Here is a 15,858-nt window from a genome sequence, read left to right as displayed (position 1 = left end):
TGAAAGAGTTAGGGCACTAGAATGCCATGACAGCCCGCAAGTGTTAACTGATGTTTTCCACCAAGCCACCATTATCTGTGGATAACTTTGTTAGTATTTAAAATCAAACAGTTGATCAAAAAACATGAAAATTATGCAATTTCCATTCAACTCAATATAAATCAACAACTTAAGATCTTAAGCAAAAATGAATCCTCGATCCTAAAATGATCATTAATTGTGGAAAAAGTTAACAGATCGATCTGAAATAAGAATATCTGAATGCAAAAACAGGCATATCTGACCATAAAGGAAGCCAAAATGAAGAGAATCGCAGTTATTTTAAGCGGCTCAGGAGTATTTGACGGAGCTGAAATCCACGAGGCCGTATTGGCGCTGCATGCCATCGAGCAAGAAGGCGCAACCTGGCACTGCTTCGCCCCCAATATTGCCCAGCACCATGTCATTAACCATATCACCAGCGCAGAAATGGATGAAACCCGCAACGTACTGGTCGAGGCTGCCCGTATTGCCCGCGGCAATATTGACGATATCGTCAACCTCAATGCCACAGACTACGATGCCCTGTTACTGCCGGGCGGATTTGGCGCCGCTAAAAATCTGTCCGATTTCGCGTTCACCGGGGCCGGTTGCGAAGTGAATCCGGAAGTGAAAAGAGCCTGCCAGGCCTTTGCCAAGGAAGAAAAGCCTGCCGCCTATCTGTGTATTGCCCCGACCCTGATCCCAACGATCTACGGCCCGGGTGCCAAAGGGACCATTGGTACCGATCAGGATACCGCCAACGCCTTCAACAAGATGGGAGGCGAACACATCAACTGTCCGGTTAACGACTTCGTACTGGATCAAAAGCGACGTATCCTGACGACCCCGGCCTATATGCTGGCAGGCAGTATCTCGGAGGCGGCAAGCGGTATCAACAAGCTGGTGAAGGAACTGGTGAAGCTGGCCTAGGCGCCAGAAAAGAAAAAGCGGCGTTACCTGAGGTTATGAGTACCCGGTAAGCGCCGCTCAGCAGAATTGGTGTTCGTTTTCAGCCCTACACTAAAAACACAGACCGTCGCTGAAGTACACTGGAAGCAATGTGAGCAATGTCGTGCCTTCAAACAAGGGAGCCTTTTGCTGTTCCCCCTCGCTGAGTGCAAGTTAATAATAACCATTCTCATTTGAGATGCAAGTATTTTATCGCGAATAATTGTCATTTAATTGCCAGGTTCTTCACAAAATGCAGCCTGTAGTCTTCAAGCCCGTCTTTTTTCTCCATATGTTCAATCAGATAGCCATTTCTGAGCAATAACCTCAACATCGCCGGGAAACGGTTACGCGATTTGACCCGCAGTTCCTCAAAGCCCTGCTGTTTCACCCAGGTTTCCTGTTCCTCCAACAGCGCCTGCGCGACCCCGCTACACCGCCCCTCGGGTGCCACGCCCCCCAGCCAGCTATAAAAACACGTCTCGGACAGGCGGTAGCCGATTTTTACCCCGACCAACTGCTCATCCAGCTCAGCCACGAGGATCAGCGGTGCTCTGCCTTTCAATCGAATCTCAAGCGCATGTTCATCGGCAGGCTGGGCGAACTCACGGATCTGAGCCAGCACCTGTGCGGCTTCAGTCAAACTTGCCTGGCGTATCTTCATCACTCCCGCTCCTACTTCTTAGGGTACAAAAAAGCCGACATGGCGTCGGCTGTAAGTCTATACCCTTTATTGTATCAGATAAGCCCCTGCTGAGACTCCAGCTTGGGGGTTATCGTCGTCAGGCGCTTGATCAGGTAATTGAGCAATACCCCGTACATAGGCACAAACAGACCAAGACTGATGATCAGCTTGAAGCTGTAGTCCACTAAGGCAATCTCGACCCAATTCTCAGCCATAAACGGATCCGGACTGTTGTAAAACGCGATAGCAAAGAACGCCACCGTATCCAGGGCATTACCAAAAATAGTCGAACAGCTTGGTGCCACCCACCACTGCTTGGTCTGGCGCAGGCGGTTAAACACCGAGACATCCATGATCTGCCCCAGCAGATAGGCCATGAAGCTGGCGATCGCGATACGGGCCACAAACAAGTTGAACTCACCTAAATGGGACCAGCCCTGATATTCACCCTGATAAAACAGCACCGACAGCACATAGGAAATCGCCAGTGACGGCAGCATCACCCGCAGGATGATCTGCCGGGCCATCGCCGCGCCAAAAATTCTGACAGTCAGATCAGTGGCCAGAAAAATGAACGGAAAGGTAAAGGCACCCCAGGTGGTATGGAAGCCAAAAATGGTAAACGGCAGTTGTACCAGATAATTGCTCGAGGCAATGATCAGCAGGTGGAATACAACAAGGAACGATAAGGCTTTGCGCTGCTGCGCGAGAGAAAATTGAGATACAGTCATTGTCAGACCTTTTTGTCATTGGGGGAGAGGGAACCCAAAACACTGCAGCCAGGCTCTCATACCTGCCCGCAGCAACCGAAGCGGCGATTATACATTAACCGCCCGGGTTGCCTAGCCCTGATCATGGCTTTCAATTTGTGCAATCGTTTGCTGACAAAAAAAGCAATTTGTTCAGCCTGTAAGCAGGGTAGCCAGGAACGCTAGCGTCTCGCTATCATCGGGCGACAGCCACTCCAGCCACAGGGATCCAGCATAGTGCTCACCCTTAAGCATCAGCCGACAGCCTTCAAAATCAACCAGCCACACATGCAGATCGGCATTAAGCTCACGTTCGACAACCGTCGCATCGATCTGTTTCAGGAACTGCTCAGCTAGCGCAGGAAAACTATCAAAATCGAATTCAGGGCCACCGATCAGCAACAGCCCCTGCTCCAAATCAAGCTCCCGACAAACAAACGACGTGGAAGAGACGGTCATTACATATTCCTTTTTATCTATGACAAGCCCACCTCACATACGGCCTAGGCGGCTTTCCTGTAACCAAGTGTTTCTATGCGTATCAAGCAATAAAGGGGCTATAGCCAGCCCTGCCGATCCATGTTTTTATAAGCTCGTTGCCTAGTCACTGGAAACACATCCCGTCGGTTTCCGATTCCCTAGCAACAGGTGATATTAACATTCTCACCAAATACGCAAGCTGTTTTGTAGCGAACAGAACATACTCGTTATGTTTCTTAAACGCATTTATACCGGACTCGGAATGTCCGGTATTTTTTTATCTCTTACTCGCCGGCACCCGCCATCAGGTGGTCTTCGATTACGTTCAAAAACACATTGCCGTACTTTTCCAGCTTACGGTGACCAACACCGTTCACCGCCAGCATTTCACCGGCCGAGGTCGGCAGCATCTCCGCCATTTCCATCAGGCTGGCATCGTTAAACACCACATACGGCGGCAAGTCTTCCTCATCAGCAATGGCCTTGCGCAACTTGCGTAATTTGGCAAACAGCTTTTTGTCATAATGACGGTTGGCCAGCTTGTCATTTTTCGCACTGCGGGTCGCAATATCCAACCTCGGTACCGCCAGTTCCAGCTCCACTTCGGCGCGCAGTACGGCTCTGGCCTTTTCGGTCAGCTGCAGTGTCGAGCTGCGGACAATACTCTGGGTAAGAAAACCCCGATGGATCAGCTGGCGCAAAATACTGACCCAAAACTCGTGACTGTGCTCACGGCCAATGCCGTAGGTACTCAGCTTATCGTGGCCGTGCTCGCGGATACGCTGGTTCTGCATCCCGCGCATCACATCCACCACATGGTTGATGCCGAAGCTCTGGTTGACCCGATAGACGCAGGATAGGGCCTTCTGGGCAGCTTCAACCGCCGCAAAGCGCTTGGGCGGATCGAGGCAAATATCGCAGTTGCCACACGACTCTTCCCGGAATTCACCAAAATAGTTGAGCAATACCTGACGGCGGCAGGTCTGCGCCTCGGCAAACGCCCCCATCGCATTGAGCTTGTGGCTTTCCACCAGCTTCTGCGGCCCTTCCTCTTTTTCATCCAGACAACGACGCAGCCAGGCCAAATCCGACGGATCGTAGAACATCACCGCTTCTGCCGGCAGACCATCACGACCGGCCCGCCCGGTTTCCTGATAATAGGACTCGATATTACGGGGGATATCGTAATGCACCACAAAACGGACATTGGGCTTGTTAATGCCCATCCCGAACGCCACGGTGGCGACGACGATATGAATATCGTCCCGCTGAAAGTCCTCCTGCACCCTCACTCGCTCGGCATGCTCCAGACCGGCATGATACGCCGCTGCCCGGATCCCGTTATCACACAGTTTTTCGGTGATTTGCTCCACCCGCTTGCGGCTGTTGCAATATACAATCCCGCACTGGCCGCGGACGCCGCCCAGGTAGCGGGTCAGCTGCGACATCGGCTTGTACTTCTCCTGCAGGGTGTAGCGGATATTCGGGCGGTCAAAGCTGCCCAGGTAGACATGCGGGTCGACCAGGCCGAGCCGGGAGACAATATCATTGCGGGTCGTTTCATCTGCCGTTGCGGTCAGGGCCATGATCGGCAGCTGGTCAAAGTGCTGTTTCAGCGTGCCCAGGGCCGCATATTCAGGGCGGAAATCATGCCCCCATTGGGAGATACAGTGCGCTTCGTCAACGGCAACAAGGCTTAGCGGCATGTCATAAAGACGCTCAAGAAAGTCACGGGTCAGTACCCGCTCCGGCGAGACATACACCAGCTTAACCTCGCCGCTCTGCATCGCGCGGTAGGTATCCTGCATGGCCTCGCGGGACATGGTCGAGTTGAGGTAGTCGGCCGCCACCCCGTTAGCCCTGAGCTGGTCCACCTGATCCTTCATCAGCGAGATCAGCGGCGAGATCACCAGGGTCAGCCCGTCACGCATCAGGGCCGGAATTTGATAACAGAGCGACTTACCGCCACCGGTCGGCATGATCACCAGGCTGTCGCGGCCTTCCGCTATCGCCTCGATCACTTCTTGCTGGCCAACACGAAATGCCTGGTAGCCGAACACATCCTGTAAGATCTGTTCGCTGGTCGCGAGAGAAGCTGGCTGACAAACGGCGGCGCTGCAAGATGACATAAATCGACTCTGTAGTTGACGAGCTGGCTATTCTATACCAATCAGATCGCCGATGTGAACGACACTTACAGCGACTTCCCCCGGCCAAGCCGGCAAAATGTTGTTTCCTGGAAAACTTCTCGCAAATCCCCACCTGCCTTCGGGCAGGATTTTCTTATCATGTCCGGTGCTAACAAAATCATCAAAAGTTCTGGATGACATCCAACCTGAACACGATTTATACTGCTCCCGCATACCTTTTTAGAAAATATCATTATTTTTCCAATATTTTATAAAATAAACCTAAGGATAAGATGGACCAGCAAGCCAAAGATACCCAGCGAGGGGTCATGCTCGCCCTTGGCGCCTACACCATGTGGGGCATTGCACCGATTTACTTTAAGTCCCTCCAGCATGTCAGTCCGCTGGAGATTCTCAGCCACCGGGTGATCTGGTCATTCTTTTTTCTGGCAGCACTGATCTTCATCGGCAAGCGCTGGGGCAAGGTCAGGGCTGTGCTTCGCCAGCCCAAAACACTGCTGGTGTTGACGGCTACAGCCCTGCTGGTTGGTGGCAACTGGCTGATTTTTATCTGGGCCGTGAACAACAACTATATGCTTGATGCCAGCCTGGGCTATTACATCAACCCGTTGCTCAATGTCCTTCTGGGAATGTTCTTTCTGGGAGAGCGGCTACGCCCGCTGCAGTGGCTCGCCGTCACGCTGGCAGCCTGCGGGGTTGCCGTGCAGCTGATCCAGTTCGGCTCCCTGCCGGTGATTGCCCTGGCCCTGGCGTGCAGCTTCGGTCTCTACGGGCTGCTGCGGAAAAAAGTCAACCTGGATGCCCAAACCGGCCTGTTCATGGAAACCTGTATTCTGCTACCGCTGGCGGCTATCTACGTCCTGCTGATCGCCGACAGCCCGACGGCTGACTGGGCCGCCAATCCAGCCTCGACCAACTTGCTGCTGATGGCCGCCGGGATTGTTACCACGCTTCCGCTGCTGTGCTTTACCGGAGCCGCCACCAAACTGAAACTATCCACTCTGGGATTTTTCCAGTATATCGGCCCGAGTCTGATGTTCCTGCTGGCCATTACGGTCTATGGCGAAAGCTTTACTGCTGATAAAGGCTATACCTTCGCCTTCATCTGGGGAGCACTGGTGCTGTTTAGCTTCGATGGCATCAAGGGCCATCGCCGGGCCAAAAAACGCATTCAGGCAAGCTAGTCCGGCTCGCGACCGGCGACAAGGGCAACTGGCGGCTTGTCAGTTTTTTACAAGCCGCCATCTGTCATTTATGTTCTACTGATAGCCATATTTTTTGACGGCAATGTGCACTCTCAGCCTGCCGGCGGTTAGAAGGATCAGGATGAACAAAGTCAACCACCGAAAATCCGGCATTGATGACATCAACCTGATTGATGCGCATTACCAAAGCTTTGCCTTCAAGCGCCATTACCATCTTGATTACCATCTGGGACTGATCACCGACGGACAGCAGCAGTACTATTTCAACGGTGCCCGTCACCAGGCCGGTGCCGGCCAGCTGGTGATCATGCCGCCGGATGAAATTCATGACGGCCAGCCACATCAGCAAGGCTACAAGGTCAAAGTCTTCAGCATTGCCCCGGAATGGCTCGATCACCAGGCCTGCGAACTATCGGGCAACTGCCAGGTTCACTTTCCGCAGCACAACGTGACCGACAGCCAGCTCTTTGTTCAGCTTAGCCAGCTACACGCCCAGCTGGGCAATCCGCACTTTCCCCAGCTCGCCAAGGACTGCATGCCGATCGAGTACTTCTCGCAGCTGCTCGGCCGATACAGCCAGCTCCGCCCCCACCCAGTGGTCGCATTGGGGAGTAAAAATCTTCACCAGCTCCGGGACTACCTGATGGCCAACCTGGATCAGAAAATTAGCCTCGACGACCTGGCCAGGCTATGTGATCTGAGCCCGTCCCAGCTGCTGCGCCAATTTAAGAAAGCCACCGGCATGACACCCTATGCCTGGCTGGCCCGCCTGCGTCTGGAACATGCCATGGCCCTGCTCAAAGCTGGCTACTGCAGTACCGATGTCGCCTATTATGTCGGTTTTTATGATCAGGCCCATTTCACCCGGACCTTCAAACAAGCCTTTGGCGTCGCGCCCTCGGAAATCTAGCCAGCCTGTCAATATTTTACAAGCGCTCCCACGCTCACCCAGGCATGCTAGTCCGTGTTATACCACCACCGGATAAAATGAAATGCACGAACTAACCCCTTTTATCACCCTGCTGACCGTCCATGTCATTGCCCTGCTGAGCCCGGGGCCGGACTTTGCCCTCGTGGTGCAGAACGCAGGGCGCTACGGACGCCAGACCGGTGTCACCATTGCACTCGGTTTATCGCTGGGGATCCTGCTTCACTCCATCCTGAGCATTACCGGTGCCAGCCTGCTGATCCGCGAACAGCCCGCCCTGTTCGCCATGTTACAGGCTGCAGGCGGCGGCTACCTGCTCTGGCTGGGCATCGGTGCTATCAAAAGCGTCCTGCAGCTTGTCTGGCACAAGGGCGGAGCCGACAGCTCCCAGGTCCCTGCCCGGCAGCTGATCGGTAACCGCAAGCAGGCGCTGGCCAAGGGCTTTACCACCAACATCCTCAACCCCAAGGCACTGGTATTCTTCCTGAGCCTGCTGTCGACCCTGGTGCCGGCAGACATGTCCGTGGCAGGAAAAGCCACGGCCATCAGCCTATTGTGGGTAACCTCCTTCCTGTGGTTTGCCACGCTGGCCTGGCTGCTAACCGGACAGCGGCTGCAGCAGAAAGTCCAGCAATGGACACCGTTTATCGACGGACTTTGCGGCCTGCTGTTTGTCAGTATCGGCAGTATGATCCTGCTCCGCCTGGTCCTGCCAGCCTGATGGAAAGCCTGTAATAAATTGTTGATTACGAGCACAAAACCTGCTCAACAATTAGACAGCTTACACTTCTGCTCTTACGCTATCGAAGCACCCCGCATGCGAAAGAGGAATAAACCATGGAGTGGAATTCATCCCGTCTGGCTGTGGCACTGGCAGCCTGCCTGCTTGCTCCAGCCGCCCTGAGCAAGGATACCAGCAAGCAAACGGCCGATCAGATTGCCCCCGAAGCAGCTACCGGGATCAGCCAACAGCAGCAAGTGAGCGGCAAAGACTGGATGGTCGCCAGTGCCAATCCGTATGCCAGCGAGGCGGGAGCAGCCATGCTTCGCCAGGGAGGCAATGCGATTGATGCCATGGTGGCCACCCAGCTGGTCCTCGGGCTGACCGAGCCGCAGTCCTCTGGCATCGGCGGCGGGGCATTTATGGTGTACTGGGATGCAGAAAAAGAGGCCCTCACCACTTTTGACGGCCGTGAAACCGCCCCTTTTGCGGTGACGCCACGCCTGTTCCAGGATCAAAACGGCAAGCCGCTGGCCTTCTACGATGCCGTAGTCGGCGGCCGCTCAGTCGGAACCCCGGGTACGGTCAAGCTGATGTGGTATACCCACCAGCGCCACGGTAAGCTGCCCTGGAGCGATCTGTTTGCCCCGGCAATAAAGCTCGCCACCGAAGGCTTTACGGTCAGTCCGCGCCTCGCGGCACTGGTCGCCAAAGATCAGAAAAACCTCCAGCGCTGGCAGGCCACCAAAGCCTATTTCTTCAATGACGACGAAAGCCCTATCCGGGCCGGACAGCGCCTGACCAACCCGGCCTATGCCGACACCCTTACGCAAATTGCCGAGCGTGGCGCCAGCGCGTTCTACCATGGCGACATTGCCAAGGACATTGTCAAAGCCGTCCGCAATGCCGAGGGGAACCCCGGCGTACTCAGCGTGATGGATCTGGCCACCTATCAGGTCAAGGAACGAGAGCCGATCTGTGCGCCGTACCGCCAGTTTGAGGTTTGCGGCATGGGACCACCAAGCTCCGGCGCCCTGACCCTCGGCCAGATCATGGGGATGCTGAACCAATACCCTATCGACAAAATGGGCCCGAATGACGTCAACAGCTGGCGCCTGCTGGGTGATGCCTCCCGCCTGGCCTTTGCCGATCGCGGCCGCTACATGGCCGACAGTGACTATGTACCGATGCCGACCGATGGCCTGCTCGATCCCGGCTATCTCAAGCAACGTGCCGAGCTCTTGAAGGGCGACAAAGCCCTTGCCACAGCCGAACCGGGCCTGCCGGTCTGGTCCCATGCCCTGCGCTACGCCATGGACGAGTCGCTGGAACTGCCTTCTACCAGCCACTTTTCCGTTGTCGACCGTGATCGCAACGTCGTTTCAATGACCACCACCATCGAAAATGGCTTCGGCTCGCGCTTGATGGTGCGCGGCTTTCTGCTCAACAACGAGCTGACCGACTTTTCCTTCCGCAGCCATATCGGCGGTAACCCGATTGCCAACCGGATTGAACCGGGCAAACGCCCGCGCTCGTCAATGGCCCCGACCATAGTGATGAAGGACGAGCAGCCCTATCTGGCCGTCGGCTCGCCGGGCGGCAGCCAAATTATCGGCTATGTCGCCAAAACCCTTGTGGGCCATCTCGACTGGGGGCTGGATCTGCAGCAGGCCATCAATCTGCCCAATATGAACAACCGCTTTGGTGCCTTCGAGCTGGAAAAAGGCACCAGTGCAGAACAGTGGGCCCCCAAGCTGGAGCAGCTCGGGTTCGAGATAAAAGTCAAGGAACTCAACTCGGGTATCCAGGCGATCAGAATTGACGACAAGCAGCTTTCCGGGGCAGCCGATCCACGCCGGGAAGGCAAGGTCATCGCCCAGTAGGTTACTGAGTATTAACCTGCCCCCAATAACAAAAGCCCGCCAATGCATCAGCATGGCGGGCTTTGTCTTTAACGGCCTGTCAGCAGTGGGCTATTACATCGGCTCCAGCTTGGCGTACTGGGTTACCAGCCACTTGATCCCTTCGCCATTGAACGCGACCTGGACCCGGCTCTGGGCACCGCTGCCTTCAAAATTGATAATCGTCCCTTCACCAAACTTCGGATGCTGCACCCGTTGGCCGAGGCTGAAGCCCGTCTGGTTGAAATTGTCATTCACCTGGGTCTGGCTAAAACGACCGCTGCTCGCCGGTCGCGAGACCTGGGCCTTCATCCGGACTTCCTCGACGTACTCGGTCGGGATCTCACGAATAAAGCGTGACGGTTTATGGAAATTGTCCTTGCCGTACAGGCGGCGCATTTCCGCATAGGTGATATACAGCTTCTGCATTGCGCGGGTCATCCCCACGTAACACAGGCGACGCTCCTCCTCCAGGCGTCCTACCTCCTCGGTCGTCCGCGAGCTCGGGAACATCCCCTCCTCGACACCGACCATAAAGACGACAGGAAACTCCAGTCCCTTGGCGCTGTGCATCGTCATCAGCTGCACCGCGTCCTCGAAATCATCAGCCTGCCCTTCACCGGCTTCCAGCGCCGCATGCGACAGGAAGGCTGCCAGCGGGGTCATCTCTTCCGCTTCTTCCGGCACCTCAAACTGACGGGTGGCAGTGACCAGCTCTTCGAGGTTTTCGATGCGGGCCTGTGCCTTCTCGCCCTTTTCCTGCTCATACATCGCCCGCAAACCCGAATTGCGGATCACCTCATCGGTTTGCTGGAACAGCGGCAGATCACGGGTATCATCCTCAAGGGCATTGATCAGCTCAATGAAACGGCGCAGCGAATTGGCCGCTCGGCCTGCCAGTACCTGCTCTTCCAGCAGGGCGACACTGGCCTGCCACATCGTCGCACCGCGATCGCGCGCCGCCATGCGAATGGTTTCCAGCGTCCGGTCACCCAGGCCTCGGGTCGGGGTATTGACCACCCGCTCGAAAGAGGCATCATCATTGCGGTTCGACATCAGGCGCAGGTAAGCCAGCGAATCTTTGATTTCCTGACGCTCGAAGAAGCGCATTCCACCGTAGATGCGGTATGGCAGTCCTGCCTGAATAAGCGCCTCTTCCAGTACCCGCGACTGGGCATTACTACGATACAGGAAGGCAGTCTCGTTCAGGGTGCCGCCCTGATCGCGCCATTCCTTGATCTTGCCAACCGCAAAGCGCGCCTCGTCCAGCTCGTTAAAGGCCGAATACAGCGAGATCGGCTCACCCTCGACCCCTTCGGTCCACAGGTTCTTGCCCATTCGCTCGTTGTTGTTGGCGATCAGTTCGTTGGCTGCATTCAGGATATTGCCGGTCGAGCGGTAGTTCTGCTCAAGGAAGATCGACGAGGCATTGGTGAAATCCCGCAGGAAACGCTGGATGTTTTCGACCTGGGCACCACGCCAGCCGTAAATCGACTGGTCATCATCGCCGACAATCATCACGTTACAGTCTGGACCGGCCATCAGGCGCAGCCAGGCAAACTGGATGTTGTTGGTATCCTGGAACTCGTCGACCAGGATATGTTTGAAGCGCGCCTGATAATGCTCGCGAATGTGCTTGTTGTCGCGGATCAGCTCGAAGGCCCGCAGCAGCAGTTCGGCAAAATCCACCAGCCCGGCACGATCACAGGCTTCCTGGTAGGCGGTATACACCCGCAGCCAGGTTTGCTCGACGGGATCATTGAAGGTCTCGATGTTGGCAGGTCGCAGCCCCTCGTCCTTCTTGCCGTTGATATACCAGGCCGCCTGGCGCGCCGGCCAATGTTTCTCGTCCAGGTTCTGCGCCTTGATCAGACGACGGAGCAGACGCATCTGATCGTCCGAATCCAAGATATTGAAATCATCGGGCAGGCGGGCATCCAGATAATGGGCACGCAGCATACGGTGGCACAGGCCATGAAATGTACCGTTCCACATGCCGGCCGAGGAACCCTGCATCAGCTCGTTGATCCGGCCGCGCATCTCGGCCGCCGCCTTGTTGGTAAAGGTCACCGACATGATTGAATACGGCGAGGCCTGCTCAATCTGCATCAACCAGGCGATACGATGGACCAGTACGCGGGTCTTGCCGCTGCCCGCACCCGCCAGAACCAGGTGATTACCTAGCGGCGCAGCCACCGCCTCTCTTTGCTTATCATTAAGGCCATCTAACAGGAGTGAAGCGTCCATCGTTACCTACTGGTTATTTATACAATGCTGGTGATTATACCAGCTCAATTCAAGAATGCCTCGATATCTTCACCCTCCCCGGAGATTCAGACAAACCGGCTTTCCAGTCGCACAGCAGTTTGATAATTAACCAGTTTCAAATGCTTGCCTTTTATTATTTGTTCTATGCTTGGAAATGGCAGGATGTTACACACCAGAAAAAAAAGTTAAGAAAGAGTGAAATAAAAAACCTGCTCGCCCTTTCTTATGTTCCGAGAGCGCAATAAGAAGCGCCAACAATAACAAAAGGAAACGTTGCTCCATGCAGCAACAGTCAGCGAATTAAAGAGGAATGATTATGAAAAAGACAACCAATATCGCTCTAGCATCAGCCGTTACCGGCCTTATTGCGCTTGCAGGTACCGCAATGACCACCTCAACCGCTGTGGCTGCCGAAGCCAAAGAGAAATGCTACGGCGTAGCCAAGGCCGGTAAGAACGACTGCGCAACCAAAACCAGCTCCTGTGCCGGCACCTCCAAAACGGACAACCAGAAAGACGCTTTCATCATGGTGCCAAAAGGCCTGTGTGACCGCCTGGCCGGTGGTTCTACTTCATCGTCTTAATCACTACGACATCTTGTACTGCTAGCTCAATCTAAGGAATGATTATGAAGAAAACCAACGTAGCCCTTGCCACTGCCGTTACCGGCCTGATTGCCCTGGCCGGTACCGCGATGACAGCCTCGACCGCTGTTGCCGCCGAGGCCAAAGAAAAATGCTACGGCGTTGCCAAAGCCGGCAAGAACGACTGTGCCACCAAAACCAGTTCATGTGCCGGCACCTCCAAGGTCGACGGTCAGAAAGATGCCTTTATCATGGTGCCAAAAGGCCTGTGTGACCGCCTGGCCGGCAGTTCGCCAGAGGCAAAATAAGTGGGCGGCCTGACACAGCACCAGATGGTTGGGGTGGGGCTGCGCTCCCCCCACATCACCCAGGTTCTGGAGCAGAAACCGGATATCGGCTGGCTGGAGGTCCACAGTGAGAACTACTTCATCACAACCTCTACCGCCCGGCAGCAGCTACGGCAGATTGCCGAGCACTACCCGGTTAGCTGCCACGGTATCGGCTTGTCCCTCGGCTCGGCCGATCCCCTGGATCGCCAGCATCTGAGCCAGCTCAAGCAACTGGTTGATGAAATCAACCCGATTGCCGTCTCGGATCACCTTAGCTGGAGCTCTGTCGACGGGCAGTTTTTCAATGATTTGCTGCCGCTGCCCTACACCGAGGAAGCGCTGGTGCACTTTTGTCGCAAGGTTGACCAAGTACAGGAGTATCTCGGTCGCCAGATGCTGATCGAAAACCCGTCCAGCTACCTGAGCTTTGCCCACTCGGCGATTCCGGAATGGGAATTTCTTCATCAGGTACAACAGCGCACCGGCTGTGGCCTGCTGCTCGACCTGAACAATATCTACGTCAGCGCCTTCAACCATGGCTTTGACTGTGATCAGTACATTGCTGCGCTGGATGCCTCGGCGGTCAAAGAGATCCACCTGGCCGGCTTTACCGTCAAGCAATTCGAAGACGGCGAGATCTGGATTGATACCCATAGCAAACCCGTCAGCGAACCGGTATGGCAACTCTATCGCCGTTGGGTCCAGCAGCACGGCAGGACACCGACCCTGATTGAGTGGGATTTGGATATTCCGCCACTCTCGGTCCTGCTCGGGGAAGCCGACAAGGCACGCAACATTATCATGCAGGAGGCGCAAGATGGACAAATCCTTACCCCCTGACCGGGACAAAGACGGCAAGCTGCACCAACTGCAGCAAGACTTTGCGGCAGCCCTGCACTACCAGCCCAGCACCGTGGCAGCAGACATTGCCGATGGCCAGTTTCCGGCCGAACAGCTGATCCAGATTTACCGCAACAACTTTATTATCAGCCTGTCGGAAATCCTTGAGGTGGTCTACCCCTGCGTCAAAGCCGTGGTCGGTGACGAGTGCTTTAGCCAGCTTGCGCGCCAGCATGTCCTGACCCAACCGCTGCAGCAGGGCGATGTCAGCCATTACGGGGAAGGGTTATGTGATACGGTCAACAGCCAACCGGCACTGACAGAAGCCGTGCCGTATCTGGCAGATCTGGCCAGCCTGGAGTGGTACCTCGATCGCGCCGCCCATGCGCCGGCCATCGACAGCCAGTTCCCGTTTGCCAAGCTGGGGCAACTGACCGAAGCCAATTTACCCCAGCTCCGGCTTGAGGTACCCGAACCAACGTTCTGTATCGATTCCGACTACCCAGTCGCTACCATCTGGCAGATGATCACTGACAACGCCGTTGAAGAGATTGATCTTAGCCAGCCGGAATCTGCGGTGATCCAGCGACGCCCGGATCAAATGATGGTATTGGGCACGAATCCGGGCGCCACAGGACTGATCCGGCTCAGCCAGCAGCAAGGCAGTCTTGGTGAAGCCTCCGAGGAAATGCTGGCGATGCTCGGCGAGCTCGTCCAGCGACACATTTTTACCGACATTCATGGTTTGCCAGAGGGAGAGTGAGCATGCTGAGTTTTATCAAACAAATCGACGGCCTGGCACAGCGTATTACGGAGCCTCTGATCCCGTTGCTGCTGCTATTCACCCGGCTCTGGGTGGCCTGGGTCTTCTTCAAATCCGGCATGGTTAAATACTCCAGCTGGGACAGCACCCTCTACCTCTTCGAGTACGAGTATCAGGTGCCCTTGCTGCCATGGCAGCTTGCCGCCTACATGGGGACAGCCGCCGAGCTGATCCTGCCAGTTTTTCTGGCGTTGGGTTTATTCACCCGTCCGATGGCACTGGTACTGTTCGTCTTCAATATTATTGCCGTGGTGTCCTACCCGTTGCTGTGGGAGAAAGGCTTCTTCGACCACCAGTTATGGGGCATGATGATGCTGGTCAATGTGTTCTGGGGTGCGGGGCTGATCTCGGTCGACAGGCTGATCAGCAACGAGCCGAAGCAGAGCCTGCTGGAATAGCGCGGCTAGAGTCACAATAGATTTACCGGTTTCAACCGGATCAAAAAAGGCGATCACCGTGATCGCCTTTTTGTTCTTCCCAGCCAGCACTAAACCAACTCAAGCAACTGCGACAGGCGACAGATTTCGACATCCGGCAGCCATTTTGCCTTGGGCTCACTATGCAGCTGGCGCTGCTGGTCGTTGTACCAACAGGCCTGAAAGCCGTTTCGTTTCGCGCCGCCGACATCGGTGATCAGGTGATCGCCGACATGGAGAATGTCCTGTGCCGCCATATCCAATAGCGCCGCTGCCTGAGCAAACATATCCGGCTCGGGTTTCGCCAAGCCGTCCCGGCCTGCCACCAGCACCCGAGAAAAATACTGGCCGAGACCTATCTTGTCCGCATCAACATTGCCGTTGGTAATAGCCAGCAAGGGCAGCTTCTGACCCAGCTCGGCCAGTACCCGATGGGTTTCCTCCGGGACATCAACCTGGTTGCGGACAACCAGTACCCGCTCCAGTCCTTCCCGGGCGGCCAGCTCGGCCTTTTCCTGTGAATAACCAAGCTGCATCAGTCCGACTTTAAGCACCTCATAGCGCCATAGGCTGACATCATGGCGCAAATAAGGCGTCTGCTCCGCCAAACGCATTTTCAGCCGCAGCCAGTCTTCCCGGGCCATACTGTGGCTGCACGGATGGTACTCAGCCAGCCAGTCATGCATCGCCTGCTCGGCCCGCCGGATCACCGGGCGGTTATCATACAGGGTATCATCCAAATCAAAAGTCAGCGCCTTAGGCGACTGGAGGTTGCGATAAAACTGCATATCAGCCCTCGGTTACATCAGCA

Annotated in this window: 16 protein-coding genes; 10 read left to right on the top strand and 6 right to left on the bottom strand. The window is 55.4% G+C overall.

The genetic code is table 11. The annotated features are described in order from the left end of the window. The first annotated feature begins 300 nt into the window (after positions 1-300). Entirely contained in the window at positions 301-951 is a 651-nt protein-coding gene (gene elbB, locus EIZ48_RS20840; protein WP_160655749.1) for an isoprenoid biosynthesis glyoxalase ElbB, read from the top strand. A 244-nt stretch (positions 952-1,195) separates the two neighbouring features. Here elbB and EIZ48_RS20835 read toward each other — a convergent pair whose 3' ends face one another. The 4 genes from EIZ48_RS20835 to recQ form a co-directional block, all read right to left on the bottom strand. After that, positions 1,196-1,633 carry a GNAT family N-acetyltransferase gene (locus tag EIZ48_RS20835; protein ID WP_160655870.1) on the bottom strand — a complete coding sequence of 146 codons (438 nt, stop codon included), beginning with the start codon at positions 1,631-1,633 and terminating at the stop codon, positions 1,196-1,198. Between the two features lie 74 nt (positions 1,634-1,707). Beyond that, positions 1,708-2,385: a 7-cyano-7-deazaguanine/7-aminomethyl-7-deazaguanine transporter gene (locus EIZ48_RS20830; protein ID WP_160655746.1), complete on the bottom strand. Its 678-nt coding sequence runs from the start codon at positions 2,383-2,385 to the stop codon at positions 1,708-1,710. A gap of 171 nt (positions 2,386-2,556) precedes the next feature. Then, positions 2,557-2,862: a DUF3630 family protein gene (locus EIZ48_RS20825; protein ID WP_160655743.1), complete on the bottom strand. Its 306-nt coding sequence runs from the start codon at positions 2,860-2,862 to the stop codon at positions 2,557-2,559. Between the two features lie 305 nt (positions 2,863-3,167). After that, positions 3,168-5,012 carry an ATP-dependent DNA helicase RecQ gene (recQ, locus tag EIZ48_RS20820; protein WP_160655740.1) on the bottom strand — a complete coding sequence of 615 codons (1,845 nt, stop codon included), beginning with the start codon at positions 5,010-5,012 and terminating at the stop codon, positions 3,168-3,170. Positions 5,013-5,305: 293 nt separating this feature from the next. On the opposite strand from recQ, the gene rarD reads away from it, so the two are divergent. The 4 genes from rarD (at position 5,306) to ggt (ending at position 9,770) form a co-directional block, all read left to right on the top strand. After that, a complete protein-coding gene (gene rarD / locus EIZ48_RS20815; protein ID WP_160655737.1) occupies positions 5,306-6,217 on the top strand; it encodes an EamA family transporter RarD in 912 nt (303 codons plus the stop codon). A 142-nt stretch (positions 6,218-6,359) separates the two neighbouring features. Next, positions 6,360-7,148, top strand: a complete 789-nt coding sequence (locus EIZ48_RS20810; protein WP_160655735.1) for an AraC family transcriptional regulator — start codon at positions 6,360-6,362, stop codon at positions 7,146-7,148. An 82-nt stretch (positions 7,149-7,230) separates the two neighbouring features. After that, the gene (locus EIZ48_RS20805; RefSeq protein ID WP_160655732.1) at positions 7,231-7,887 is read left to right on the top strand and encodes a LysE family translocator; all 657 of its coding nucleotides are present in this window, start codon (positions 7,231-7,233) and stop codon (positions 7,885-7,887) included. A gap of 116 nt (positions 7,888-8,003) precedes the next feature. Then, entirely contained in the window at positions 8,004-9,770 is a 1,767-nt protein-coding gene (gene ggt, locus EIZ48_RS20800; RefSeq protein WP_160655729.1) for a gamma-glutamyltransferase, read from the top strand. Between the two features lie 93 nt (positions 9,771-9,863). Here the strand turns inward: ggt and uvrD are convergent, their stop codons facing one another. Continuing rightward, on the bottom strand, positions 9,864-12,035 hold the full coding sequence (uvrD, locus tag EIZ48_RS20795) for a DNA helicase II (protein WP_160655725.1): 2,172 nt from the start codon (positions 12,033-12,035) through the stop codon (positions 9,864-9,866). A 337-nt stretch (positions 12,036-12,372) separates the two neighbouring features. Here uvrD and EIZ48_RS20790 point away from each other — a divergent pair, with 337 nt between their 5' ends. Genes EIZ48_RS20790 through EIZ48_RS20770 form a run of 5 tightly spaced genes read left to right on the top strand, consistent with a single transcriptional unit; the run spans position 12,373 to position 15,029 of the window. After that, complete coding sequence (locus EIZ48_RS20790) at positions 12,373-12,639, top strand: BufA1 family periplasmic bufferin-type metallophore (RefSeq protein ID WP_075762156.1); 267 nt, start codon at positions 12,373-12,375, stop codon at positions 12,637-12,639. A 44-nt stretch (positions 12,640-12,683) separates the two neighbouring features. After that, positions 12,684-12,947: a BufA1 family periplasmic bufferin-type metallophore gene (locus EIZ48_RS20785; RefSeq protein ID WP_160655722.1), complete on the top strand. Its 264-nt coding sequence runs from the start codon at positions 12,684-12,686 to the stop codon at positions 12,945-12,947. A gap of 24 nt (positions 12,948-12,971) precedes the next feature. Then, positions 12,972-13,808: an MNIO family bufferin maturase gene (bufB, locus tag EIZ48_RS20780; RefSeq protein WP_160655867.1), complete on the top strand. Its 837-nt coding sequence runs from the start codon at positions 12,972-12,974 to the stop codon at positions 13,806-13,808. Continuing rightward, positions 13,786-14,571, top strand: coding sequence for an HvfC/BufC N-terminal domain-containing protein (locus EIZ48_RS20775; RefSeq protein WP_160655719.1), 786 nt, complete (start codon positions 13,786-13,788; stop codon positions 14,569-14,571). Before bufB ends, EIZ48_RS20775 begins: the two co-directional genes overlap by 23 nt. A 2-nt stretch (positions 14,572-14,573) precedes the next feature. Further along, positions 14,574-15,029 (top strand): DoxX family protein, encoded by a 456-nt coding sequence (locus EIZ48_RS20770; protein WP_160655716.1) that lies wholly within the window; start codon positions 14,574-14,576, stop codon positions 15,027-15,029. Between the two features lie 89 nt (positions 15,030-15,118). Here EIZ48_RS20770 and yigB read toward each other — a convergent pair whose 3' ends face one another. After that, complete coding sequence (yigB, locus tag EIZ48_RS20765; RefSeq protein ID WP_160655713.1) at positions 15,119-15,835, bottom strand: 5-amino-6-(5-phospho-D-ribitylamino)uracil phosphatase YigB; 717 nt, start codon at positions 15,833-15,835, stop codon at positions 15,119-15,121. Positions 15,836-15,858: the final 23 nt, after the last annotated feature.

Source organism: Photobacterium alginatilyticum, from assembly GCF_009910675.1.
Classification (GTDB): Bacteria; Pseudomonadota; Gammaproteobacteria; order Enterobacterales; family Vibrionaceae; genus Photobacterium; species Photobacterium alginatilyticum.
The sequence above is the reverse complement of the archived record's forward strand: the minus strand, read 5'-3'. Positions and strand labels throughout refer to the sequence as shown.